The sequence below is a fragment of the Citricoccus sp. I39-566 genome (assembly GCF_031432995.1).
Lineage (GTDB): Bacteria > Actinomycetota > Actinomycetes > Actinomycetales > Micrococcaceae > Citricoccus > Citricoccus nitrophenolicus_A.
Map to the genome: position 1 here is coordinate 91,826 of NZ_CP133842.1, position 22,377 is coordinate 114,202.

Sequence of the window (22,377 nt, forward strand, 5' to 3'; positions counted from 1 at the left end):
TCACTACTGGAGGGCTGAGGTCAGGCGGAAAACGTTGTCCGTCCAGCGCTGGGCCCGCGGCCGGGCCCGCCACTGCTCCTTCGTCAGTTCCTCGGACACCTCGCGGTACTGCTCGACCACCGGCTGGAGCGCCTCGACCATCTCCGAACCCACCGTGAGCACGGAGACCTCCATGTTCAGGGAGAAGGAGCGCATGTCCATGTTGGAGGAGCCGAAGACCGCCACGTCGTTGTCGATGGTGAACAGCTTGGAGTGCAGCACGTTGGGGTCCGGGTAGCGGTAGATGCGGATGCCGGCGTCCAGCAGGGCGTCATAGTAGGACTGCTGGGCGTGGTGGACCATGAACTGGTCCGCCTTGCGGCACACGAACAGCTCCACCTCCACCCCCCGCTGGGCCGCCGTGGTCAGGGCGTAGAGCATGGAGTCGTCCGGGACCAGGTACGGCGAGACCACCACGAGCCGTTCGCGGGCCGAGTAGAACAGGTGGTTGAACAGGCGTAGGTTGTTCTCGTTCGAGAACCCCGGCCCGGAGGGCACCACCTGGCCGATGCTGCCCTCGTCCACCTCGTACTCGGTGACGTCTGGTTCGCGGAACTTGCCCTCCAGCTCGTCGCCGGTCTCCGCGTACCAGTCCGTGACGAACACGATGTCCAGCGAGGCGACCAGCGGCCCGGTGATCCGGGCCATCAGGTCCACCCACTCGCGGCCCAGGCGGCGGGAGGAGGCCCGCCGGTAGCCCGGCTCGATGAGGTTCTGGGAGCCGGTGTAGCCCACGAGCCCGTCCACCACGAGGATCTTGCGGTGGTTGCGCAGGTCCGGCCGCTGGTACTTGCCCCGCAGCGGCAGCACCGGCATGGCCAGGTGGTACTCGAGACCAGCCGCGTCCAGCCGGCGCCGCATCTTCCGGTAGCCCTTCACCCGCATCGAGGCGATGTGGTCGAAGAGGATCCGCACGGTGACGCCGCGGGCCTTCGCCCGCTCCAGGGCGTCCAGCACCATGGAGGAATACCCCTGACGGTCCTCGGGGTCGTCCGCGAGGATGTAGAAGATCAGGTGCACGTAGTCCGTGGCGCGGTCGATGTCCTCGGCCATCTTCCGCATGGACGCCCGGTAGTCGGTGATGAACTCGAAGCCGTTGCCGTCCAGCATCGGGAAGCTCGTCAGGTTCCGGGTCAGCCGCGCGGCCGAGACCACGTACCGGGGCGCCATGCCGGCGTCGTTGGGCAGGCGCAGGTGCGCGGTGGCCTGGCCGAGCGCCTCGTTGACCGCCCGCTGCCGGGACCGGCGCTGCCCGCCGAGCCGGAAGGAGCCCAGCAGCAGGAACAGCACGAGGCCGGGCAGGGGCAGGAAGAAGATGACCAGCAGCCACGCCATCGCCACGGCGGGGCGCCGGCCGCCTGGGACGATGCCGAGCAGCAGGATGCGGATGCCGACATCGAGGACCCAGAAGATCACGGTCAGCCAGTAGGGGTAGGAGCCGAACTCGGCAACGGGCCAGAGCATCACCCCAGCCTACGGGGAGCCGGGAACCACCAGGTCCAGAAGCTGATCGATCCATTCGACCGTCAGCGGCCGGGCGAACATCACGTGCAGCAGCAACGAGGCCCCCACGGTCTCGGCCAGGAACTGCGGCGGGGCCGTCAACTGCCCCGGGTGGGCACGGTCATGCGCCCCGAACCGGGCGTCCAGCCCGTCCATGATCGGCTGGATCAGGGACTCGTGGATGGCCGAGGAGGTCTCGCCGGCGGAGGTCAGCGCGGACATGATGGCCTGCACCAGTCGGGACACCTCCGGGGCCTCGATCTCGCCCTTGAGCTCGAGCAGCCAGCCGCGCAGGTCCCCGCGCAGGTCCCCCGAGTCCGCCGGCGCGGTCAGCGGCATCTGCAGGTATCCCTCGGCCAGGGCCTCCACCACCACGCCGGCCTTGGAGCCCCACCAGCGGTAGATGGTCTGCTTGCCCACGCCGGCGGCGGCGGCGATGCCCTCGATCGTCAGGTCCTCGTAGCCGCAGTCCACCATCAACCCCGCGGTGGCCTCCAGGACGGCCACCCGCGACTTCTCACTCCGCGGCCGCCCGCGCTGTTCCACGCTCACTGGCGTTCCTCCCTCTTCCCCGGCTGGAGTGACCCATTCCACACCAGCTAATTCAATACGAGACGTTCCGTCTACTATAGTGGTCCGCGGACCCGTCTTCGCCGGTCCCAGCACACCACGCCGTCCCGCAAGGAGAACCGCCGCATGGCCGAACTGCTCTACCGACTCGGATTCGGGTCGTCCCGACGCCCCTGGACGGTGATCGGATCCTGGCTCGTGGTGCTCGCCCTGGCCTTCGGCGGATTCCTCGCCTTCGGCGGGACGCTGACCAACTCGATCACCATCCCCGGGACCCCCACGAGCCAGGTCACCGACCGGCTCCAGGAGGAGTTCCCCGAGGCGGCCAACGGCGCCGGGACCGTGGTGTTCCGCACGGACGACGGCTCCGAGCTGACCGCCGAGCAGGAGCAGCAGGTCTCCGACCTGCTCACCGAGGTCGAGGGCATCGAGGGCGTGGACTCCACCCTCGACCCCTTCGCCACCGAGGAGCAGAAGGCCAACGGCGCGCAGGAGCTCGAGGACGGCCGCGCCGAACTGGAGGACGGCCGCCAGCAGCTGCAGGACGGCCAGGCCCAGCTCGACCAGGCCGTGGCCCAGGCCGAGGACGCCCAGGCCCAGCTGGACTCCGGAGTCGAGCAGCTCGAGGCCGGCCAAGCCCAGCTGGACGAGGCCCGCGCCCAGGCCGAGGCCGCCGGCTCCCCGGCCGCGATGATGGCCCAGCTCGAGCAGCAGCAGGCCGCGCTGGACGCCCAGCGCCAGCAGCTGGAGGCCGCCCAGGCCCAGCTCGACGAGGGCAACGCTCAGATCGAGTCCAACCAGGCCACCCTGGACTCCTCCGCCGCCGAGCTGAAGGACGGCGAGACCGAGCTGGCCCAGGGCGAGCAGATGCTGGCCCTGACCGAGGACTACTCCACGGTCTCCGAGGACGGCACCACCGCCATCGGCTCCGTCACGTTCACCGCCCCCATGCTGGAGATCGACCAGGCCGTGAAGGACGAGGTCGTGGCCACGCTGACGGACGCGTCCATCGGCGGGGTCGAGGTCCTGCCCGCCAACGACCTGTCCCAGGCCATCCCCTCGATCGTCGGCCCGGCCGAGGTCGTCGGACTGGTGATCGCCGCCGTCGTGCTGTTCATCATGCTCGGCACCTTCGTGGCCGCCGGACTGCCGATCCTCACCGCCCTGATCGGCGTGGGCATCGGCGCCGCCGGCACGCTGGCGTTCTCCGGCCTCATCGACATGCTCTCCGTGACCCCGGTGCTGGGCCTCATGCTCGGCCTGGCCGTGGGCATCGACTACGCCCTGTTCATCATCAACCGGCACCGCCGCCAGCTCAAGGACGGTGTCCCGCTGCACGAGTCGATCGGCCTGGCCGTGGGGACCTCCGGCAACGCCGTGGTGTTCGCCGGGCTCACCGTGGTCATCGCGCTGGCCGCCCTGAACGTCACGGGCATCCCGTTCCTGGGCCTGATGGGCACCGTGGGCGCCGTCTGCGTCGCCCTGGCCGTGCTGATCGCCATCAGCATGCTGCCAGCCCTGCTGGGCCTCGCCGGGCACCGGGTGCTCTCGAAGAAGGAGCGCGCGGCGGCGGACGCGCTCACCGCTGCCGCGGACAGCACCGGCAAGCACGCCGCCGCCCCCCACGAGGTCGAGGCCGGCCAGCCGGCGGCACGCCCCGCGCCGAAGCCGATGTCCAACCTCCGGGCGGTCCTCACCTCCGTGGTGTCCATCGCCGTGCTGGCGGTCATCGCCATCCCGTTCTTCTCCATGCGCCTCGGCCTGCCGGACGGCGCCTCGGAGCCCGTGGAGTCGGCGAGCTACCAGGCCTACCAGGCCATCGGCGAGTCCTTCGGCGAGGGCCGCAACGCCCCGCTCGTGGTGACCGTGGACCTGCCCGAGGGACTGAGCGACGCGGAGATCACGGATGAGCAGATCGCCGTGGCCCAGCAGCTGCGGGACGTGGAGGACGTGACCGCCGTGGTCCCGGCCGCCGTGTCCGAGGACAACGGCATGGCCATGTTCCAGGTCATCCCGACCGAGGGGGCCAACGCCGTCTCGACCGAGGAACTGGTGCACACCCTGCGCGCCACCGACCTGTCCGACGCGGGGGTGCAGGCCACCGACCTGGCCGTGGCCGGAAGCACCAGCGGGTTCATCGACGTGGCCGAGAAGCTCGCCGCCGCCCTGCCGCTGTACCTGGGTGTCGTCGTCGGGCTGTCGCTGATCATCATGATCGTGGTGTTCCGTTCGCTGCTGGTGCCGCTCGTGGCCACGGGCGGGTTCATCCTCTCCGCCTTCGCCTCGATGGGCGGCGTGGTGGCCATCTACCAGTGGGGCTGGCTGGCACCGATCTTCCAGGTCCACAACCCGGCCCCGATCCTGGCGTTCCTGCCGACCATCCTGGTGGGCGTGCTGTTCGGGCTGGCCATGGACTACCAGCTGTTCGTCTCCTCCGGCATGCGCGAGGCCTATGCCCACGGCTCCCCCGCCAAGGTGGCCGTCCAGCAGGGCCTGCACGCCGGCCGGTCCGTGGTGATCGCCGCGGCCATCATCATGATCAGCGTGTTCGGCGGCTTCGTGTTCTCGGAGTCCGCCATGATCCAACCGATCGGCTTCGGCCTGGCATTCGGCGTGCTCGTGGACGCGTTCATCGTGCGGCTGCTGCTCGTGCCCTCCCTGATGCACCTGTTCGGCGATGCCGCCTGGTGGCTGCCGAAGTGGCTGGACCGCATCCTGCCGAACGTGGACGTGGAGGGCGCCTCCCTGGAGCGCAGCCACGGCTACTCGGATCCCGAGCTGGCGGGGACCGACCCGGGGGCCGAGCCGGACCGGGCGAACACCGTCCGGGTCTGACCGGCCACCCACCGCCATCCGGAACGACGGCGAGGGCGGGGCGCACCGTGGGTGTGCCCCGCCCTTCTGCGTAGTCTGGGATCATGTCCGCCACGCCCGCCTCCGCCGCGTCCCCCGTACCCTCCGCTCCGTTCGTCCCCGGTCCCGGGGAGTCCGTCGTCGTCTTCCTGGAGCCCGACGCCGGCCCGGCCGGCCCCGCGGCGGGCGCCGGTTCCACGGTGGGCACCGAGCCCGCAGTGGTCCTCCGGGTGGCCGATCCGCGGCTGCCGGCGCTGCTCGTCACGGACCAGGGGGCGACCCGGGGCGACGGGGTGTTCGAGACGATGACGGCCGTGGCGCCGGCCGGGCCGGACGGCGCTGCCGCCGGACACCGGGTCCGCAAGGAGGACTCCCACCTGGCCCGGCTGGCCTCCTCCGCCGAGGCCCTCCAGATCCCGGTTCCCCCGGCGGAGGCCTGGCGCCGCGCGGCGGCGGCGGGGTTGCGGGCCTTCGCGCAGGGCTCTCCGGACGCCGATGCCGTGGTCAAGCTGGTGGCCACCCGCGGCCCCGAGGGGGCACCCGGGGGCGGGCACTACGTGCGGGGCGCGGCCGACGTCGGCTCCGATGGTGAACTGGCCGAGACCACGGAACCGGAGCTGCTGGTCCCGCCGCACCTCACGGGGACCTACTGGGTGCTCGTCTCCCCGGTCTCCGCGGGGCTGGCCGGCGCCCGGGAGCGCGGGCTGAGGGTGCTTCTGCTGGACCGCGGCTTCGATTCCGGGGCGGCCGAGCGGGCGCCCTGGCTGCTGATGGGCACCAAGTCGCTGAGCTACGCCGTGAACATGGCCGCCCTGCGCTTCGCCGCCTCCCAGGGAGCCGATGACGTGATCTTCACGTCCTCGGACGGCAAGGTGCTGGAGGGGCCGACCTCCACCGTGCTGTTGGCCCGGCGCGTTCCGCGGCCGGACGGGACCGAGGGCGTGGAGCTCGTGACCCCGTTGCGCAGCGCAGGCATCCTCGCCGGCACCTCCCAGGGCACCATCTTCGCGGCCGCCGCGCAGGCCGGCTGGGCGCTGGGCTACGGGCCGCTGGAGCCGGCCGACCTGTTCGACGCCGACGCCGTGTGGCTGGTCTCCTCCGTGCGCCTGGTGGCGCCCGTGACGCACCTGGACGGCGAGGAGCTGCCCCAGGACGCCGGACTCACCGAGCAGCTCAACGCCTTCCTGGCCGAGGACCTCGCCCCGGGCGACCACGGGCCGAACGGGACCGGCGCGACGCCGATCAGTTGATGGATCTGGGGGTGGTGCTGGCAGTCAGCACCACCCCCAGATCCGACAACTGATGCCCGTGGCTCACGCCCACACCAGGTTGAAGGCGCCGCTGGCCACGGACAGTCCCAGGGCGAGCGCGGCCAGCCCGACGCCGCCGAGCACCACCCAAAGGTCGATGCGGGCGAACCGCGATTCCCGGGCCCAGGTACGCCGCCCGGCGCCGAAACCTCGGGCCTCCATGGTCACGGCGAGCTTGGTGGCCCGGCGGATCGCCTGCACCATGAGCCCGAACACCTGCCCCAGCCACGAGCCCAGACGCCGGAACGGGTTACCGCCGGCCCCCACGCCGCGGGCCCGGCGGGCCTGGCCCAAGGTCCGCCACTCCTCCGTCAGCACGCCTAGCAGCCGGAAGGCGGCCAACGAGCCCAGCACGAAGCGGGCCGGCAGCCGCAGCCGCTGTGACAGGGCATCGGCCAGGTCGGTGGGGTCGGTGGTGATGAAGACCATCACCCCGGGCAGCGCCACGGCCAGGATGCGCAGTCCCGTGGCCAGTCCGGCGAGCACCGAGCCCTCCGAGAGGAGCACCGGCCCGGCCTCGAGCAGCACGGCGCCGGAGTCCTCCCCCACCAACGCGGTCCCCCAGGCCGAGATGAGGGCCGCGGCCAGCAGCACCCAGGCGCGGCGCAGGAACTCGCCGACGCGGATCCCGGACAGGGGCAGGAGGGCCACGGCGGCCGCCAGCACGATGCCCGAGGAGACCCAGTCCATGGTCGCCACGAGGACCGCGGTCACGGGCAGCAGCGCCGCCAGCTTGGCCAGCGGGTTGGCCCTCTCGAACGCCGAGACCGCGACCGGACGGGACGGCGCCTCCACGCCGCTGTGCGGGCGGAGCTCACTCGTGATCTCTGCCCGCACAGCGCGAGGGGAGGTTGCTCGACGGGCAGACGGCTGGGGTGCTCTCATGCGGCGCTCTCCAGCTCGATCACCCGGGCGTCCAGGGCCGCGGCGAAGTCGGCGTCGTGGGTCACGGCCAGCACCGAGCGGCCCTCGGCCACCAGGTCGCGCAGCAGCCCCACGAGCACGGCCCACGTGAGGGCGTCCTGGCCGAAGGTCGGCTCGTCCAGGAACACCACCTCCGGGCCGGCGGCCAGCACCGTGGCCACGGACAGGCGCCGCTTCTCCCCACCAGAGAGCGTGAACGGGTTGACGTCGGCCAGCGCGGTGAGCCGCAGCGCCTCCAGCAGGGCCTGGGCCCGCCCGGCGGCCTCCTCGTCCGTGAACAGCCGATGCCCGGTCCGGGGGTCGCGGGCGTGGCGGGGCCCGAACAGCAGCTCGTCCCGCACCGTGGTGGCCACGAACTGGTGCTCGGGCTCCTGGAACACCGTGCCGATCCGGCTCACCAGGTCCGCGGCCCGCCAGCGGAACGGGTCTTCGGCCAGCCGGGCGCCGCGCTCGCCCTTCAGCGCGGGCCCGGCGGTGAGCGTGCCCGCATGGGCGGGGATCAGCCCGGCCAGGGTCAGCAGCAGCGTGGACTTCCCGGACCCGTTCGCCCCGGTCACGACGACGGCCTCGCCGGCCTGCAGCGTCAGGTCCAGGTCCCGCTGGACCGGCTCCGGCACCGGAGTGAAGCGGCGGCGCCACCCGGGCCGCAGCGGCTCCCGCGAGACGGACAGGCCACTCGCGCCCAGCAGGCGGTGGGCCGACAGCGGGCCGGGACCGGCCGCCGTCGTGCCCTCCCGCCCCCTGCCCCCCTGCAACTGGAGGTCAGAAGTGGCCCGTTTCTCGCCCGATTCTGCTCCAGAATGGGCCGGATTCGACCTCCAGTTGACCGGGGTGGGGGCGGGGACGTGGCCGGGGACCCAGACGCCGGCGGCGGCCAGGGCCTCGCGCACCGGGCCCGGGGACAGCAGTTGGCCCGGGGTGCCGTCGTGGCTGATGCCGCCGCCGGGCTCGAGCACGAGCAGCCGGTCCACGTGCTCGGCCCAGACCGCGAGCCGGTGCTCCACCACCACGAGGGTGGCGCCGGTGCGCTGCACCACGGCGAGCACGGCGTCGCGGACCTCCAGGACGCCGGCGGGGTCCAGGTTGGCGGTCGGCTCGTCGAGCAGGATCACCGGCGGGCGCATGGCCAGGATCCCGGCCAGCGCGAGCCGCTGCTTCTGCCCGCCGGACAGCTTCGAGGTGTCCCGGCACAGCGAGATCCCGTGCTCCTCTCCCAGTCCCACGGCGTCCAGGGCGTCCCGGACCCGGTCCCAGATCAGCTCCCGCGGGACCCGCAGGTTCTCGGCGCCGAAGGCCGCGTCGTCCCCCACGCGGGACAGGATGACCTGCGTCTCGGGGTCCTGCTGCACCAGCCCGGCGTGGCCGCGCAGTTCCCGCGAGGGGATGCCGTCCACCAGCAGGCGGCCGGTCTCCTCCGACTCGTCGGCGGGGTCCAGCACGCCGGCCAGGGCGTACAGCAGGGTGGACTTGCCCGCCCCGGAGGGTCCGGCCAGGAGCACCCTCTGCCCGGCGGGAACCGTCAGGTCCAGGCCGGCGACGGCGGCCGCGGGCCTGCCGGCGTGGCGCCAGCCCCAGCCCTCGGCCGTGATGCGCGCTCCGGGCACCGCTCAGACCACCGGCTCCTGGTGGGCCCGGCGGGACGGCAGGGCGGACAGGGCCCCGGTGGCGGCGAGCCCGCGGGTGGCCAGCCAGGACAGCAGCCCGGCGATCACGAGGCCGGAGACCCCCACCAGGCCCACGTAGATCAACTTCCACTCCAGCGTGTACTCGGGGAACCAGTTGAAGATGAAGGCGTCATTGATGCCGCCGAAGATCCCCGTCAGCACGCCGGCCAGCAGCGCCACGGGCAGGGTGAAGCGGCGGTACAGGAACGCCAGCAGCACCAGTTCCGCACCGAGGCCCTGGACCAGCCCGGAGGCCAGCACGGTGAGCCCGAACTGGGACCCCAGCAGTGCCGAGACCGTGGCGGCCACCAGCTCGGTGAACAGGGCCGCGCCGGGGCGGCGGATGATGAGCCCGCCCAGGACGGCCGGGAACAGCCACATGCCCGCCACGAGGGCGGACGAGGGCGGGAAGGCCGCGAAGGCGGGGCTCAGCCCGGCGTAGGCCAGGTTCCAGGCCCAGAAGATCACGCCGCAGGCCACCGCGATGACGGCCGCCACCACGATGTCCACCACCCGCCAGGAGCGGCGCGGCTGGTGCGGGGTGGTGACGGGCGATGCGGTCTGCACAGAGACCATGGTTGTCCTCCTCAAGGATCCAAGGAGGGGGATGGAACGGTACGCCACGGGAGCCGGTTGACCGGCCCCCACTGGACGGCGTCCTGACGTTCCATCAGAGAACTCGACTTCCTTCGCCGGTGCTAGCCGGGGCAGGTTCGAGGGTCTGCGCTTCCGCGCACTCTCAGCACCGCTGCGGTGCTCCCCTGTCGTTCACAGTGTCCGCCCATCATAGTGCACGGCCGCCGTGCACGCACCGCAGGGAGGTTCCAGCCGTTAGGGTGGGACTGACCACGAACCGCAGCCGGGAGGACACCCCATGAACAATCTCACGGACAAGATCGTCAGCACGGCCATCACCGTGGCCGGCGGCTACGTCGGCACCAAGCTCGTCGAGTTCACCTGGCGAAAGGTCACGGGCCATGACGCGCCCAAGGACGCCGAGGACACCGAGGCCAACATGTGGAGCGCCATCACGTTCGCCACGATCTCCGCGGGCATCACGGCCCTGATCCGCGTCACCTCGCAGCGGGGGGCGCACAAGGCCATCGAGTCGATGAAGTCCCGCTCGTCCAAGAAGGCCGGCGCCGCCGAGGTCTGAGCGGAGGCACGACGCCGGCCGGCACGCACCGCGGCCGGCGTCAGTCCCGCCCGTGGTCGTCGCTCGGGTCCTCCTGGGGCACGGTCCGCTGGTCCGGCACCGAGGCGGCCGGACGGCCGGCGTCGTCATGGCTGGCGACCACATGTGCCAGCTCGTCCACGTACAGGTACTCCGGTTTGAGGTGCTTGGTGCGGTAACCCGCCCGGCCCACCAGGTGGGCGGAGACCGGGGCCGTGAGCATCTGCAGCATCCAGGCCAGCAGCAGCACCGGGACCCAAACCCAGGCCCGCCAGGCGAACGCCAGTGCCAGCAGCACCAGCAGCAGACCGAGCACCTGAGGCTTGGTACCCGCGTGCATCCGGGAGAGCTGGTCCGGGAAGCGGAACAGGCCGATGCCCGCCACGGTGGACATCAGGGCGCCGAGCACGAGCAGCACGGCGGCGATCGAGTCCAGCACGGTGTCCAGGGACGTTCCGGTCTCAAACATGTTCGCTCGGCTCCTTCTTCGATTCCGCCACGAACCGGGACAACGTCACCGAGCCCACGAACCCGATCACCGAGGCCACCACGACGAACACGAGGTTGTCCGTGTGGTGGTGCACGGCCATGTCCACGCACAGCGCGGAGGAGATGACGATCAGCAGCACGTCCGTGGCGATGGCCCGGTCCAAGATCGAGGGCCCGCGCACGATCCGGTAGATCGCGGCCAGCGCACCGACCCCCAGCAGCACGATGCAGACGATTCCCGCCCATTCCAAGAGGGTCATGCGCGCCCACTCCCCCCACGGACCCGGTCCGCCTCGTCCCGGCGGACCAACTCCAGATCCGCCCTGCTGCCGATGGCCCGGATGATGGCGGCCTCGGTCCGCCGCGCCTCGTCCCGGAAGGCCTCGACGGCCTCGGCGTTCTCCACGTTGAGGCAGTGCAGGAACAGGGTGGAGCTGGGCCGGTCCACGTCGATCACGAGGGAGCCGGGCACCAGCGCCAGCGCGTGGCCCGTCAGGGTGACGATCAGGTCGTCATGGCTGCGCAGCGGCACGGCCACCACGGAGTTGACGATCCGCGGGCCCTTCGTGATGGCCTCCCAGGCCACCGAGATGGAGGCGGTCACCACGTGCCACAGGAACCGGCCCGTGAACACGAGGGCGTACCAGGGGTTGAAGCGGTCGGCGAAGTTCACCCGCGGCAACCGGTAGAACCACAGGATCAGCGTGGAGAACAGGGCGCCGGCCAGCAGGACCCCCGGGGAGAAGTCCTGCCACAGCGCTCCCCACGTGAGGCTCAGTCCGAGCAGGATGGGCCATTGGCTCCAGAAGGAGCGCTGGCTGTCCGAACTGTCCTGGCCGTTCTGCCCGTTCTGGTCCGTGCTCATGGCTGCCCTCCTTCCGGGGTGAGAGCGTCCTCGCGGGGCCGCGATCCGGTGTTATGCCCTTCGGAGTCCCCGCGGATGGAGTCCAGCTCTCCCGGGCCTGAGTTCTCCTGCCCCGGGGAGATGATGCCCCGGTCCTCGAGGCTGCCCACGTCCTGCACGGCCTGCTCGGCCGCCTCCGGGCCAAGCACGGCCTCGATGTAAGGGGTGCGGGCCAGCATATCCGTGGCGGCGCGGTCCGAGAAGGCGTACAGCGGTCCGGCCCACACGGTGAAGGCCAGTCCGAGGGCCACCAGTCCCACGGTCGGGTAGACCATGCCTCGGGCCGGGCCCTTGGCGAAGGTGGACGGGCGGGGCGTGCCGTCACGCCGCGCCTCCGCGTCATCGAGGGCCAGCACCAGCTTGGCCGGCGGGTGCTCCACGTCCTCCACGCGGCGCCAGAAGGACCGTGTCCACACGCGGACCATGACGAGCAGGGTCAGCAGGGAGGTCACTACGGATCCGGCCACCAGGGCCCAGACCAGGGGTTCGTGCATCGCCACGCCGGCCTGGAGGAGCCCCACCTTGGCCAGGAAGCCGGAGAACGGCGGGATGCCGCCGAGGTTCATGGCCGGGATGAAGAAGAGGATCGCGATCACCGGGGAGATGCGGGCCAGCCCGCCCAGCCGGTCGATGTTGGCGGACCCGGCCCGCTGCTCGATTAGTCCCGTCACGAGGAACAGGCCGGTCTGCACGGTGATGTGGTGGACCACGTAGAACACCGTGGCCCCCAGGCCCAGGATGCTGGACATCGCCACGCCGAAGATCATGTAGCCGATGTGGGAGACGAGCGTGAAGGACAGCACACGTTTGATGTCGTTCTGTGCCAGGGCCCCGAGGATGCCGACGATCATCGTCAGCAGCGCCACCCACATCAGCAGCGCGTTCACCCGGTCTCCCGGGAACAGCAGCGTCTCAGTGCGGATGATGGCGTAGACGCCCACCTTGGTGAGCAGCCCGGCGAACACGGCGGTCACCGGCGCGGGGGCGGTGGGGTAGGAGTCGGGCAGCCAGAAGGACAGCGGGAACACGGCGGCCTTGATGCCGAAGCCCACCAGCAGCATCACGTGCAGCACCATCTGCACGTCCGGGTCGAGTTCGGCCAGCTTCACGGCCAGGTCGGCCATGTTCACGGTGCCGGTGGCGCCGTAGATCATGGCGATGGCGATCAGGAAGATCACCGAGGAGATCACCGAGACCACCACATAGGTGACGCCGGCACGCACCCGCGGCCCGGTCCCGCCCAGGGTCAGCAGGACATAGGAGGCCGTCAGCAGGATCTCGAATCCCACGTACAGGTTGAACAGGTCCCCGGCCAGGAACGCGTTGGAGACCCCGGCCACCAGGATGAGGAACGTGGGGTGGAAGATCGAGACGGGACCGCCCTGGTCCTGGTCCGTGATGCCCTGGGCCGAGGCGTAGATCAACACGGCCAGCACGATCGCCGAGGAGATCACCAGCATCAGGGCCGAGAACCGGTCCACGACCATGGTGATGCCCCAGGGAGCCTCCCAGCCGCCGAGGAACACGGCCACCGCGCCCGTGTCCCACGTGGCGGCCAACAGCAGGCACTCCAGCAGGAGGGTCAGCGTGATGGTGGTGACCGTGACCGCGATCTGCGCCTTGGGCCGGCGGACCAGCACGAAGGCCAGGGCGGAGCCGAGGATCGGCAACAGGACGGCCAGGGGGGCGAGCGAGACGATCTGGAAGTCCATCACTCACCGCCCTTCGGGGTGTCGGGGTTCTCTGGGCCACCGGGGTGACGGCCCCGGGGCCGGGACCGGGGGCTGCCGGAGCGCTCGTCCTCATCCGGCAGATGGTCGTCATGGCCCTGGGAGCCCACGGGGTGTTCGCCCTCCTCCGGATCATGCCGGCGCCGCTGCCGGCCGGCCCCGGGCAGGTGCCGGTTGGCGTCCGTCTTGACCTTGACGGTCCCGTCCGGGCGGCGCCGCACCGCCATGGCCCCCGTGGAGGGGTTGATGGCCGTGGCGTGCTCGTAGTCCGCGTTCGGGTCCTCGTCCTCGTCCAGGAACTCCGAGGGCTCCTCCAGGAGCTCCGCGTCGTCCTCCGCGTCGAAGGAGGGCCGCTCGGCGACCTTGACGTCCTCGGTGTCCACCAGGACCTCGTCCCGGCGGCCCAGCTTCCAGGACCGGTAGATCATCCCCAGCATGAACGCCGTGATGGAGAACGAGATGACGATCGCGGTCAGCGTCAGGGCCTGCGGCAAAGGATCCGTGTACGCACCGGGGTCCACCCCGTTCTCGACCAGTGGCGCCTGCCCCGGCGCGCCTGCCACCGTGACGATCAGCAGGTTCGTGGCATTCGTCATCAGCACCACGCCGAACAGGACCCGGGTCAGGGTCCGTTCCAGCAGCAGGTAGATGCCCCCGGCGTACATCACGCCCATGACCAGCAGCAACAACAGGTTCACGCTCATGAGGTCACCGTCCCGGTTTCGCTGGCTCCGCCGGTGCCAACGGATCCCTGAGACGCCGCGCGGGCCTCGCGACGTCGGCGCGCCGCCTCGGTCTGGGCCGCGGTCTCGGCCTCGGACCTGCGGTCCACCTCGGACCCGAGGGACCGCAGGACGTCGATGACCAGGCCGATCACCACGAGGTAGACGCCGATGTCGAAGATGGTGGACGTGACGAACTTGATGTCCCCGAACACCGGCAGCGAGAACTCGATGATGGCGGACTGGAACACCTGGCCGCCGAAGAACAACGGGGCCATGCCCGTGAGGGCGGCCACGGCGAGGCCGGAGCCGAGCAGCACGCCGGCCGGGATGGGCATGGCCTGCTCGAGTTCGTAGCGCCCGCCGGCCAGGTAGCGGATGGTCAGGGCCAGCCCGGCGATCAGCCCGCCCGCGAAGCCGCCGCCGGGGGTGTTGTGCCCGGCCAGCAGCAGGTAGAAGGACAGCAGGATGATCACGTGGAAGATCAGGCGCGTGACCACCTCGAAGATGATAGAGCGGCGCTCGGGGGCCACGGTGCGTCCGGCGACGAGCCACTGGTCCTCGTCCACGATCGCGAACTTGCGCACGGCCGCCAGCTCACGTTTCTCCAGCGGCCCCGTGGGGGTGTACCGGCCCACGGAGCCGGAGGCCACCGCGTCCAGGTCTCCGGTGCGCCGGTCCCGGTGCTGGATGAAGACCAGCGAGGCCACACCGGTGGCCGCGGCGGCCAGCACGGTGAGCTCCCCGAAGGTGTCCCAGGCGCGGATGTCCACGAGCAGCACATTGACGATGTTGGCGCCGCCGCCCTCCTCGTACGCCAGTCGCGGCATCTCCAGCGAGATGGGGTCCGCCACGCGGGAGGCCATGGCGGTCACGGCCACACCGATCATGACCAGCCCGAAGAGGATGCCGAGCACCGCGTGGGCCCAGCGGATGTTGGTGCGGTCCCGCGTGTACCAGCCGGCCGGCAGCACCCGCAGCCCGAGCACCATCGCCACCAGGACGATGGACTCCACGAGCAGCTGGGTCAGCGCCAGGTCCGGTGCGCCCTGGAGGGCGAAGACCGCGGCCAGCCCGTAGCCGGTGATGGAGACGAGCAGCACGGCCATGAAGCGCTTGCGGGCCCGGATCGCCGCGATCGTCCCCGTGACCATCGCCGCGCCGACGAGGACCTGGGCCACGGAATCGGCCCACGTCCAGTTCGCGGTGCCCAGGATCGTGGAAGCCAGCCCCGCGCCGCCGTCGTGCACCTGGGGGAAGACCAGGGCGAGCAGGGGGGCGAGGAAGGCGACCGTCAGGATGATGAACAGGTAGAAGCTCAGGGAGCCGCGCTGGGTGCGGCCGGTGACCCAGACGGCCACGTCATCCAGGATCCTCAGGGTGTAGCGGTAGAGGCGCTGGGCGTCCACCCAGGAGGGCACGGCCTCCTGGACGCGGGCCACCCCGTCCTTGCCCCAGTAGAGCAGCAGGCCGAACACCACGAGGGCCACGGAGATCGCGAGCACCGGGGTGCAGCCGTGCCACAGCGCCAGGTAGGCGGCCTCCGCCCCGGGCTCCAGCGCGTCCATGGAGGCGCCGAACACCACCGGGAGGGCGTCCACGGTGCCGGGCGCGAGGGCGAACACCACGCAGGCCACCGCCAGCAGGGCCGAGGGCCCCAGGGCGCCGATCGTGACCGGACCGTGGAACCGCGTGTCCGTGACGGTCTTCAGCTCGCCGTCCGTGCGGACCCTCTTGGTGGCGAAGGCGCCCCAGAGGAACCGGGCGGAGTAGGCCACGGTCAGGACGGTGCCGAGGGACACGACCACGAGCGGGGCCCACGCCCACAGGGTGGACCACAGGCCGGCGCCGGCGCCGTGCTGGGCCCACTGGAGCATCGACTCCAGGACGGACTCCTTGGCCACGAAGCCGAAGAGCGGCGGGATGCCGGCCATGGAGGCCGTGCAGAGGACGGCCGTGGTGGCGAGCCAGGGGTGGTTGCGGCCGATCCTGGAGAGCTTGGCGAGGTCGCGCGTGCCGGCCTCGTGGTCGATGATGCCGACGACCATGAACAGGGGCGCCTTGAACAGGGCGTGGGCCACGAGCATCGCCAGCCCGGCCATGGCGGCGTCCTGGTTGCCCAGGCCGTTGGCGACCATGAGGAAGCCCAGCTGGGAGACCGTGCCGTAGGCCAGGATCAGCTTGATGTCCGTCTGGCGCAGGGCCCGCCAGCCGCCGACGAGCATGGTCCACAGGCCCACGCCGAGCACGAGCGCCTGCCACCAGCCGGACTCGGCGAAGGCCGGGGCGAGGCGGGCCACCAGGTAGATGCCGGCCTTGACCATGGCGGCGGCGTGCAGGTAGGCGGAGACCGGGGTCGGGGCGGCCATGGCGGCCGGAAGCCAGAAGTGGAAGGGGACCTGGGCCGACTTGGACAGGGCGCCGATGAGCACGAGCACGATCGCCCACTCCATGAAGGCGCCGGCGAACGGGCCGGACATCAGCTCCGGGCCGCGGGCCACGATCTCGGAGAGCCGGTACGTGCCGGCGGCCTGGCCGAGCATGACGAGGCCGACCAGCATGGCCAGTCCGCCGAACGTCGTCACGATCAGGGCCTGGATCGCGGATCGGCGGGCGAAGATGCGGTGCGCCGAGTAGCCGATGAGCAGGAACGAGAGGACGGACGTCAGTTCCCAGAAGGTGTAGAGCACCATCAGGTCGTCCGTGGTGACGAGCCCGAACATGGCACCGGCGAAGGCCAGCAGCTGCGCGCCGAAGGCGGCGTTGCGGGGTTCGTTGTTCTGGAAGTACCGGGCGCAGTAGGCCAGCACGAGGGCGCCGACACCCAGCACGATCAGCCCCATGAAGGTGGCCAGGGCGTCCATCCGGAAGGTGAGCTCGATCCCCAGGTCCGGGATCCACGGATAAGTCTGCACAAGTCCGCCGGGCTCGGCGCCGGGGGGGATGGCCCCCGAGTTCACGGCCTGTTGCGCCTCGAGGACGGCGGGCAGCCGGGTCAGGAGCCAGAGGAAACCGACCGCCGGCACCGCGGCCAGGACGTAGAAGGCGTTGCGGTCCGCCACGCGGAAGATCAGGGGGGCGACGAGTGCCACTGCAAAGAGCGCAATGAGCACAGTCAGCACGTGGCGGCCTCCAGCTTCAGGGTGGGGGGTCCGTTACAGCTTACCGTCTGGGCCGGTGTCCGGCTGACGCTTTGTGCTCACGGCGTCATGGTGGATTCACGGGAATGCCCGGTGCCCCGTCGGCGTTGATCCCAGGTTGACGTCCGGTCTCAGCGGGCGGCGTCCACCTTCGGATCCCGCACCCGGATCAGCAGGACCATCCCCGCGATGAGCACCAGCAGGATCGCCGGGACCATGAAGCGGGAGTCCCCCGTGAGGGTGATCGCCGCCGAGATCAGCGCCGGGGCCAGGAAGGACACCGCCCGACCGGTGGTGGCGTAGAGGCCGTAGATCTCCCCCGCCCGGTCCTCCGTGGTCAGCCGGCCCAGGAAGGATCGGGAGGCGGACTGGACCGGGCCCACGAAGAAGCACAGGGTCAGGCCGAAGACCCAGAACGCCATGGTGCCGTCCAGGAAGAAGACGATGGTGGCGGTGACGATGAGGCCGACCAGCGATCCCATGATGACGCGCTTGGGCCCGATCCGGTCGTCGATCCAGCCGCCGAGGAAGGATCCGGCGGCAGCCACCACGTTGGCGGCGATCCCGAAGATCAGCACGTCGGCCGCGGCCACCCCGTAGACCGTGGTGCCCAGGATGGCCCCGTAGGTGAAGATGGCGCCCACCCCGTCCCGGAACACGGCGGAGGACACCAGGAACCAGAAGGTGTTGCGCTCGTGCCGCCACAGTCCGGCGATGGTCCGGAACAGCTCCCGGTAGGACGCCAGGATGCTCCGGCGTGCTCCGGCGGGCGTGCTGGCCCGGTGTTCCGGGACGGACAGCAGCACCGGCAGCGCGAAGACCAGGAACCAGGCTGCCGCGAAGAGGGCCACCACCCGGATGTTGAGCGCATCGCTGTTGGGGACCCCGAACCAGTGGGTGTCCCCGGCGATGAAGCCCACATAGAGCAACAGCAGCAGGAAGATCCCGCCCGTATAACCGGCGCCCCAGCCCAGCCCGGAGACCTTGCCGATGGTCTTCGGCGTGGACACCTGCAGCAGCATGGCGTTGTAGTTGACCCCGGCGAACTCGAAGGCCACGTTGCCGGCGGCGATGAGCATGACGCCCAGCAGCAGGCTGGACTCCTCGGGGGTGACGAGGAAGCACAGCGCCGTCAGCGCGATGACCACCCCGGTGTTGAGCCCCAGCCACAGCTTGCGCCGCCCGCCGGCGTCCGCCCGTTGCCCGATGATCGGCGCGGTCAGAGCGATGACCAGGCCGCCGATGGCGTTGGCCGCCGTCAGCCACTGGGTGCCCCGGTCGTCCGGCCCGAACGCGTCCGAGGCCAGGTAGGTCCCGAAGACGAACGTCACCATGACCGCGTTGAAGGAGGCCGAGCCCCAGTCCCACAAGGCCCACGCCGTGACGTGCTTGCGGTTCAGCGGACGGTCGAGGGGGCCGGCATCGGGGGACGCCACCGGAGGGGTGCTCATGCGGGCATGGTACTGGGCCGCGGCGGCGGATCAGTGAACGGCCGGTCCGTCAGCATCAGTTACTGGATCCTGTGGGGGTGTTCGCGTAGACACCCTGTCCCACGCCTGGTTGGACCTCGAACCCGTCCTCACCGCCAGCGAACTCGTGGTCCTCGGGGATGCCATCGTCAACCGGCCCTATCGGGGAAGGCAGCAGGCCTCCGATGCCCGCCGGGACGCCTGGTTCCAGGAGCGGGGCTGGATGGTCGTGCGACTGACCTCCGAGGACCGCCACAACGGGTTCACCCGGTTGATCGGCATCATGCAGCGCCGGCTCGGAGCCACGTCGCCGACGATCAGTTGATGAGTCTCGTGGGGGGTGTTGACCGGAAACACCCCCACCGGATCCAGCAACTGATGTCCGCGGGACCCCCGCCTACCGCTCGATGACCGTCCGGTGGAAGTTCAGATGCGAGCGGGACGCCGTGGGACCGCGCTGGCCCTGGTAGCGGTTGAGGTACGGACCCGAGCCGTAGGAGTACTCGGCCGGGGACGTCAGGCGGAAGAAGCACAGCTGGCCGATCTTCGAGCCCGGCCACAGCTTGATGGGCAGCGTGGCCATGTTGGACAGCTCCAACGTCACGTGGCCGGAGAAGCCGGGGTCGATGAAGCCGGCGGTCGAGTGGGTCAGCAGTCCCAGCCGCCCCAGCGAGCTCTTGCCCTCCAACCGTGCGGCGATGTCCTCCGGCAGGGTGACCTGTTCATAGGTGGAGCCCAGCACGAACTCGCCCGGGTGCAGGATGAAGGGTTCCTCGGGGTCCACCTCCACCAGCCGCGTCAGGTCCTCCTGTGGCTCGGCGGGGTCGATGTGCGCGTACTTGTGGTTGTCGAACAGCCGGAAGTACCGGTCGAGACGCACGTCCACGCTGGAGGGCTGCACCATCTCCCGCACGAGGGGATCCAGCTGGATGCGCCCGGCGTCGAGTTCGGCCCTGATGTCGCGGTCTGAGAGAAGCACCTACCCAAAGTAGCGCAGCCCTCGCGACTGCATCGACCCACCGGGGAATCCGTGTAAGCTGGATGACGCGTGACCGGCCGATAGGCTCGTGTCCTGCGGGCGTAGCTCAATGGTAGAGCGCTTGCTTCCCAAGCAAGATACGCGGGTTCGATTCCCGTCGCCCGCTCTCTTTTTTTGCCCGGACCCTGCCGGCCGCAGCTTCCGAGCCAGCCGAGCCAGCGAGGGGGGCCGCCGGTGCTCGAGGTCATCTCCGGGTTCACCGTGGTGTGGGTCATCATCCTCGTCGGCTACGCCACCGGCCGGTCCGGGGTCCTCGGTGAACACGGCCAGCCCGTGCTGTCCCGCGTCGCCTTCTTCGTCGCCAGCCCGGCACTGCTGTTCGACACGCTCTCCGCCGCCGACGTCCAGTCGGTGCTGGGTCCCCAGCTACTGGTGGCCGGCATCTCGGCCCTCGCGGCCGCCGGGCTCTACCTGCTGGTGGCCCGCTTCGTCCTGCCGCGCCGTGACGGCTCGGAGACGGTCATCGGCGCCCTGAGCGCCTCCATGGTCAACTCGGCCAACCTGGGCATCCCCATCGCCGCCTACGTCCTCGGCAACGCCGCCCTCGCCGCACCCGTGCTGATCTTCCAGCTCGCCGTCTACACGCCGATCTACGTGGCGGCCCTGGATTCCACCACCGCCGCGGAGGCCCGCCGCCGGCACACGGGTGCCGCAGGCAACACCGCCGCCCACGACGCCGGCCGCTCGGCCGGTCCGCGGCGCTCACCGAGCCGTTGGACCTCCTTCTGGCGACAGGTCGGCCACATCGCCCTGAACCCGATGATCATCGGCTCGGTCCTCGGACTGGCCTTCTCGGCCACCGGCTGGAGCCTGCCCGGGCCGATCGCCGAGTCCGTCAGCCTCATCGCCGGGGCCTCCATCCCGGCCATGCTGCTGGCCTTCGGCATGTCCCTCGTCGGCTCCCGGCCACTGGACAAGGGGGCACGACGTCGCGGCGACGTGGCCCTGGCGTCCGGCATCAAGCTGGTCATCCACCCGCTGCTGGCTTGGCTGGTGGCGGGGCCGCTGTTCGGGCTGAAGGGCAATGAGCTGCTGATCGCCGTGGTCCTCGGATCCCTGCCCACGGCCCAGAACGTGTTCGTGTCCGCGTCCCGCTACGAGACGGGCCTGGTCGTCTCCAAGGACACGATCCTCATCACCACCATCGTGGCCATCCCCGCCATGATCGCGGTGGCCTTCATCTTCGCCTGAGAGCGGCGCGGAGGCCCCGCCAAGCCGACGCCGCGAGGAGCAGCACGAGCGCGGCCGCGCTGACCCTCACCAGCACCCCGCCCCACGGGGCGTAGTCCCCGCCACCGATCCCGAACCTGTCAGCCAAGCTCATGCCGGCGTTGAAGGAGGCCCAGAAATACCCCACGGTCCCCATCGCTATCAGGCCGAGGCCGAGCAGCCCCACGTCGAACGACGACACCTGGCCGCGCAGCATGGCGATCATCAAGACCACGGTCATTACCACCCCGAAGCCCAGCACGCCCACCACCGGCGCGATGTGCAGGTCCTCATCGGCCGCCCAGGGACGGCGCGCGGGCGCCTCGGTGCGCGCAGAGGTGCGCGCAGAGGTGCGCGCAGAGGTGCGCGCAGAGGGAGGGCTGGACATGGCCCCATGCGTATCGCCGGGCCGTGGACCGGGCCGTCCTAGGATGGAGACCATGCCAGATGCCAGAGACACCACCGAGGTCGACCGCGGGGACGGCCGCCGTGCGCCCGGCCGTCGGGTCCCGGGGTGGGCCTGGTGGGGCGGCGGCGCCGTGCTGGCCCTGGTAGCCGGCGGGATCGCCATCGGGGCGGCGAACGCCGCGGTCTACTCCCCCGAGGCCCAGGTGCAGGACTACCTGGACGCCCTCTCGGCGGGCGACGGCGGCGCTGCGATGGCCCTCGCCTCCGGCACGCACGGCACAGACGGAACGCACGGCACAGGCGACACAGACAGTGCCGGAGATGCAGACCCGGTCCCGAACATCGACCTGCCCTCCGGGACCGCCACGAGCCTGCTGCAGGGCGAACCGCTGCAGGCCGGTATGGCCGCCCTCGGGGAGCTCACCGTGACCCGCGGGGCGGATGCACCGGACGGCCGGTCCACGGAGGTGTCGGTCGGCTACACGGTGGAAGGCGAGGAGCGCAGCACCGTCTTCACGGTGGAGAGGGCCGGCCGGGACTGGCTGTTCTTCGACCGGTGGCGGATGGCGGCCGTGCCCGTCCGGACCGTGGAGGTGATACCGGCGAACCTGCCGCCGGAGGCGGCGTCAACCCCGCTGACCGCAGCGGTCAACGGGGTGCAGACCCCGCTGGTCACCACGTCCGGTGAGGCTCCGGGCCAGGCCTTCTCGGTGCTGCCGCCGATGGTGGTGGATGCCGGCGTGGAGAGCACCTTCCTGCAGGCGGAACCGTCCCGGCTCGTGGTGGACACCGCCGTCCCGGCCCCCACGACCGAGGACACCGGCCAGTCACCGGAACCGCTCGCCCTGGACCTGGCCCTGCAGTACACGGACGCCGTGGCCGGCGAGGTCAACCGCCAGCTGGACGCCTACCTGGCCGGGTGCACCGAGCAGAAGGTCCTGCAGCCCGCCGGGTGCCCCATGGGCTATGACACGGTGAACCGCATCCCGCCGGAATCGATCTCGTGGACCGTGGCGGGTGATCCCGCGGCCACCGTGGTGCCCCTGCCCGCCGAGGGCGGGGATCCCACCGTGATGGCGCCGCTGGAGGCGGAGGCCGTGCTCACCCTGCAGGAGATCGATCTCGTGACCGGCGAGCAGCAGCCGGTGGAGCACCGCGATCCGTTCACCCTCGAGGCCGATCTGGCCGTCACCGCCGAGTCCGTGAGGCTCACGCCCAGGGTTCCCTGAA

20 protein-coding genes, 1 tRNA gene and 1 riboswitch are annotated in these 22,377 nt (G+C 71.0%); of the genes, 7 read left to right on the forward strand and 14 right to left on the reverse strand.

Annotated features, from left to right (window positions below; all coding sequences use genetic code 11):
- Positions 1-3: 3 nt before the first annotated feature.
- Entirely contained in the window at positions 4-1,503 is a 1,500-nt protein-coding gene (cls, locus tag RE421_RS00435; RefSeq protein ID WP_309812581.1) for a cardiolipin synthase, read from the reverse strand.
- A gap of 9 nt (positions 1,504-1,512) precedes the next feature.
- On the reverse strand, positions 1,513-2,094 hold the full coding sequence (locus RE421_RS00440) for a TetR/AcrR family transcriptional regulator (RefSeq protein ID WP_309812584.1): 582 nt from the start codon (positions 2,092-2,094) through the stop codon (positions 1,513-1,515).
- Positions 2,095-2,238: 144 nt separating this feature from the next.
- Here RE421_RS00440 and RE421_RS00445 point away from each other — a divergent pair, with 144 nt between their 5' ends.
- On the forward strand, positions 2,239-4,947 hold the full coding sequence (locus tag RE421_RS00445) for an MMPL family transporter (protein ID WP_309812587.1): 2,709 nt from the start codon (positions 2,239-2,241) through the stop codon (positions 4,945-4,947).
- A gap of 83 nt (positions 4,948-5,030) precedes the next feature.
- Entirely contained in the window at positions 5,031-6,215 is a 1,185-nt protein-coding gene (locus RE421_RS00450; RefSeq protein WP_309812590.1) for an aminotransferase class IV, read from the forward strand.
- 63 nt (positions 6,216-6,278) lie between these two features.
- Here RE421_RS00450 and RE421_RS00455 read toward each other — a convergent pair whose 3' ends face one another.
- The 3 genes from RE421_RS00455 to RE421_RS00465 all read right to left on the reverse strand — a co-directional run bounded on the left by RE421_RS00455 (position 6,279) and on the right by RE421_RS00465 (position 9,439).
- Positions 6,279-7,070: an energy-coupling factor transporter transmembrane component T gene (locus tag RE421_RS00455; RefSeq protein WP_309817507.1), complete on the reverse strand. Its 792-nt coding sequence runs from the start codon at positions 7,068-7,070 to the stop codon at positions 6,279-6,281.
- Between the two features lie 86 nt (positions 7,071-7,156).
- Complete coding sequence (locus tag RE421_RS00460) at positions 7,157-8,803, reverse strand: ABC transporter ATP-binding protein (RefSeq protein WP_309812593.1); 1,647 nt, start codon at positions 8,801-8,803, stop codon at positions 7,157-7,159.
- A 3-nt stretch (positions 8,804-8,806) separates the two neighbouring features.
- The gene (locus RE421_RS00465) at positions 8,807-9,439 is read right to left on the reverse strand and encodes an ECF transporter S component (RefSeq protein WP_309812596.1); all 633 of its coding nucleotides are present in this window, start codon (positions 9,437-9,439) and stop codon (positions 8,807-8,809) included.
- A 91-nt stretch (positions 9,440-9,530) separates the two neighbouring features.
- Positions 9,531-9,636: riboswitch (TPP riboswitch) on the reverse strand.
- A gap of 101 nt (positions 9,637-9,737) precedes the next feature.
- Between RE421_RS00465 and RE421_RS00470 the strand changes: the two genes are divergently transcribed.
- A complete protein-coding gene (locus RE421_RS00470) occupies positions 9,738-10,019 on the forward strand; it encodes a DUF4235 domain-containing protein (protein ID WP_309812598.1) in 282 nt (93 codons plus the stop codon).
- A 40-nt stretch (positions 10,020-10,059) separates the two neighbouring features.
- Here the strand turns inward: RE421_RS00470 and mnhG are convergent, their stop codons facing one another.
- From mnhG to RE421_RS00505, 7 genes are all read right to left on the reverse strand, one after another.
- Complete coding sequence (gene mnhG / locus RE421_RS00475) at positions 10,060-10,506, reverse strand: monovalent cation/H(+) antiporter subunit G (protein WP_309812599.1); 447 nt, start codon at positions 10,504-10,506, stop codon at positions 10,060-10,062.
- Positions 10,499-10,786: a monovalent cation/H+ antiporter complex subunit F gene (locus RE421_RS00480; protein ID WP_309812600.1), complete on the reverse strand. Its 288-nt coding sequence runs from the start codon at positions 10,784-10,786 to the stop codon at positions 10,499-10,501. Before RE421_RS00480 ends, mnhG begins: the two co-directional genes overlap by 8 nt.
- On the reverse strand, positions 10,783-11,391 hold the full coding sequence (locus RE421_RS00485; RefSeq protein ID WP_309812603.1) for a Na+/H+ antiporter subunit E: 609 nt from the start codon (positions 11,389-11,391) through the stop codon (positions 10,783-10,785). The genes RE421_RS00480 and RE421_RS00485 overlap by 4 nt, the downstream gene beginning before the upstream one ends.
- Positions 11,388-13,142 (reverse strand): Na+/H+ antiporter subunit D, encoded by a 1,755-nt coding sequence (locus tag RE421_RS00490; RefSeq protein WP_309812606.1) that lies wholly within the window; start codon positions 13,140-13,142, stop codon positions 11,388-11,390. The genes RE421_RS00485 and RE421_RS00490 overlap by 4 nt, the downstream gene beginning before the upstream one ends.
- On the reverse strand, positions 13,142-13,864 hold the full coding sequence (locus RE421_RS00495; protein ID WP_309812609.1) for a Na(+)/H(+) antiporter subunit C: 723 nt from the start codon (positions 13,862-13,864) through the stop codon (positions 13,142-13,144). Before RE421_RS00495 ends, RE421_RS00490 begins: the two co-directional genes overlap by 1 nt.
- A complete protein-coding gene (locus tag RE421_RS00500; RefSeq protein WP_309812612.1) occupies positions 13,861-17,004 on the reverse strand; it encodes a Na+/H+ antiporter subunit A in 3,144 nt (1,047 codons plus the stop codon). Before RE421_RS00500 ends, RE421_RS00495 begins: the two co-directional genes overlap by 4 nt.
- A gap of 149 nt (positions 17,005-17,153) precedes the next feature.
- Positions 17,154-18,473 carry an MFS transporter gene (locus RE421_RS00505; RefSeq protein ID WP_309812614.1) on the reverse strand — a complete coding sequence of 440 codons (1,320 nt, stop codon included), beginning with the start codon at positions 18,471-18,473 and terminating at the stop codon, positions 17,154-17,156.
- A gap of 109 nt (positions 18,474-18,582) precedes the next feature.
- Between RE421_RS00505 and RE421_RS00510 the strand changes: the two genes are divergently transcribed.
- The gene (locus RE421_RS00510) at positions 18,583-18,816 is read left to right on the forward strand and encodes a hypothetical protein (RefSeq protein ID WP_309812617.1); all 234 of its coding nucleotides are present in this window, start codon (positions 18,583-18,585) and stop codon (positions 18,814-18,816) included.
- 72 nt (positions 18,817-18,888) lie between these two features.
- On the opposite strand, the gene dcd is transcribed toward RE421_RS00510, so the two are convergent.
- Positions 18,889-19,470 carry a dCTP deaminase gene (gene dcd, locus RE421_RS00515; RefSeq protein ID WP_309812620.1) on the reverse strand — a complete coding sequence of 194 codons (582 nt, stop codon included), beginning with the start codon at positions 19,468-19,470 and terminating at the stop codon, positions 18,889-18,891.
- Positions 19,471-19,565: 95 nt separating this feature from the next.
- On the opposite strand from dcd, the gene RE421_RS00520 reads away from it, so the two are divergent.
- Positions 19,566-19,636: transfer RNA gene (locus RE421_RS00520), tRNA-Gly, on the forward strand.
- Positions 19,637-19,704: 68 nt separating this feature from the next.
- Positions 19,705-20,721 carry an AEC family transporter gene (locus RE421_RS00525; protein ID WP_309812624.1) on the forward strand — a complete coding sequence of 339 codons (1,017 nt, stop codon included), beginning with the start codon at positions 19,705-19,707 and terminating at the stop codon, positions 20,719-20,721.
- Here RE421_RS00525 and RE421_RS00530 read toward each other — a convergent pair.
- On the reverse strand, positions 20,708-21,127 hold the full coding sequence (locus RE421_RS00530) for a hypothetical protein (RefSeq protein ID WP_309812625.1): 420 nt from the start codon (positions 21,125-21,127) through the stop codon (positions 20,708-20,710). The genes RE421_RS00525 and RE421_RS00530 overlap by 14 nt on opposite strands.
- A 52-nt stretch (positions 21,128-21,179) precedes the next feature.
- Between RE421_RS00530 and RE421_RS00535 the strand changes: the two genes are divergently transcribed.
- Positions 21,180-22,376 (forward strand): hypothetical protein, encoded by a 1,197-nt coding sequence (locus tag RE421_RS00535; protein WP_309812628.1) that lies wholly within the window; start codon positions 21,180-21,182, stop codon positions 22,374-22,376.
- Position 22,377 lies beyond the last annotated feature (1 nt).

Coding starts and splice junctions, on each gene's coding strand:
- cls (WP_309812581.1), bottom strand. CDS start 1,503: ATGCTCTGGCCCGTTGCCGAGTTCGGCTCCTACCCCTACTGGCTGACC.
- RE421_RS00445 (WP_309812587.1), top strand. CDS start 2,239: ATGGCCGAACTGCTCTACCGACTCGGATTCGGGTCGTCCCGACGCCCC.
- RE421_RS00450 (WP_309812590.1), top strand. CDS start 5,031: ATGTCCGCCACGCCCGCCTCCGCCGCGTCCCCCGTACCCTCCGCTCCG.
- RE421_RS00465 (WP_309812596.1), bottom strand. CDS start 9,439: ATGGTCTCTGTGCAGACCGCATCGCCCGTCACCACCCCGCACCAGCCG.
- RE421_RS00470 (WP_309812598.1), top strand. CDS start 9,738: ATGAACAATCTCACGGACAAGATCGTCAGCACGGCCATCACCGTGGCC.
- mnhG (WP_309812599.1), bottom strand. CDS start 10,506: ATGTTTGAGACCGGAACGTCCCTGGACACCGTGCTGGACTCGATCGCC.
- RE421_RS00480 (WP_309812600.1), bottom strand. CDS start 10,786: ATGACCCTCTTGGAATGGGCGGGAATCGTCTGCATCGTGCTGCTGGGG.
- RE421_RS00485 (WP_309812603.1), bottom strand. CDS start 11,391: ATGAGCACGGACCAGAACGGGCAGAACGGCCAGGACAGTTCGGACAGC.
- RE421_RS00490 (WP_309812606.1), bottom strand. CDS start 13,142: ATGGACTTCCAGATCGTCTCGCTCGCCCCCCTGGCCGTCCTGTTGCCG.
- RE421_RS00495 (WP_309812609.1), bottom strand. CDS start 13,864: ATGAGCGTGAACCTGTTGTTGCTGCTGGTCATGGGCGTGATGTACGCC.
- RE421_RS00505 (WP_309812614.1), bottom strand. CDS start 18,473: ATGAGCACCCCTCCGGTGGCGTCCCCCGATGCCGGCCCCCTCGACCGT.
- RE421_RS00530 (WP_309812625.1), bottom strand. CDS start 21,127: ATGTCCAGCCCTCCCTCTGCGCGCACCTCTGCGCGCACCTCTGCGCGC.
- RE421_RS00535 (WP_309812628.1), top strand. CDS start 21,180: ATGCCAGATGCCAGAGACACCACCGAGGTCGACCGCGGGGACGGCCGC.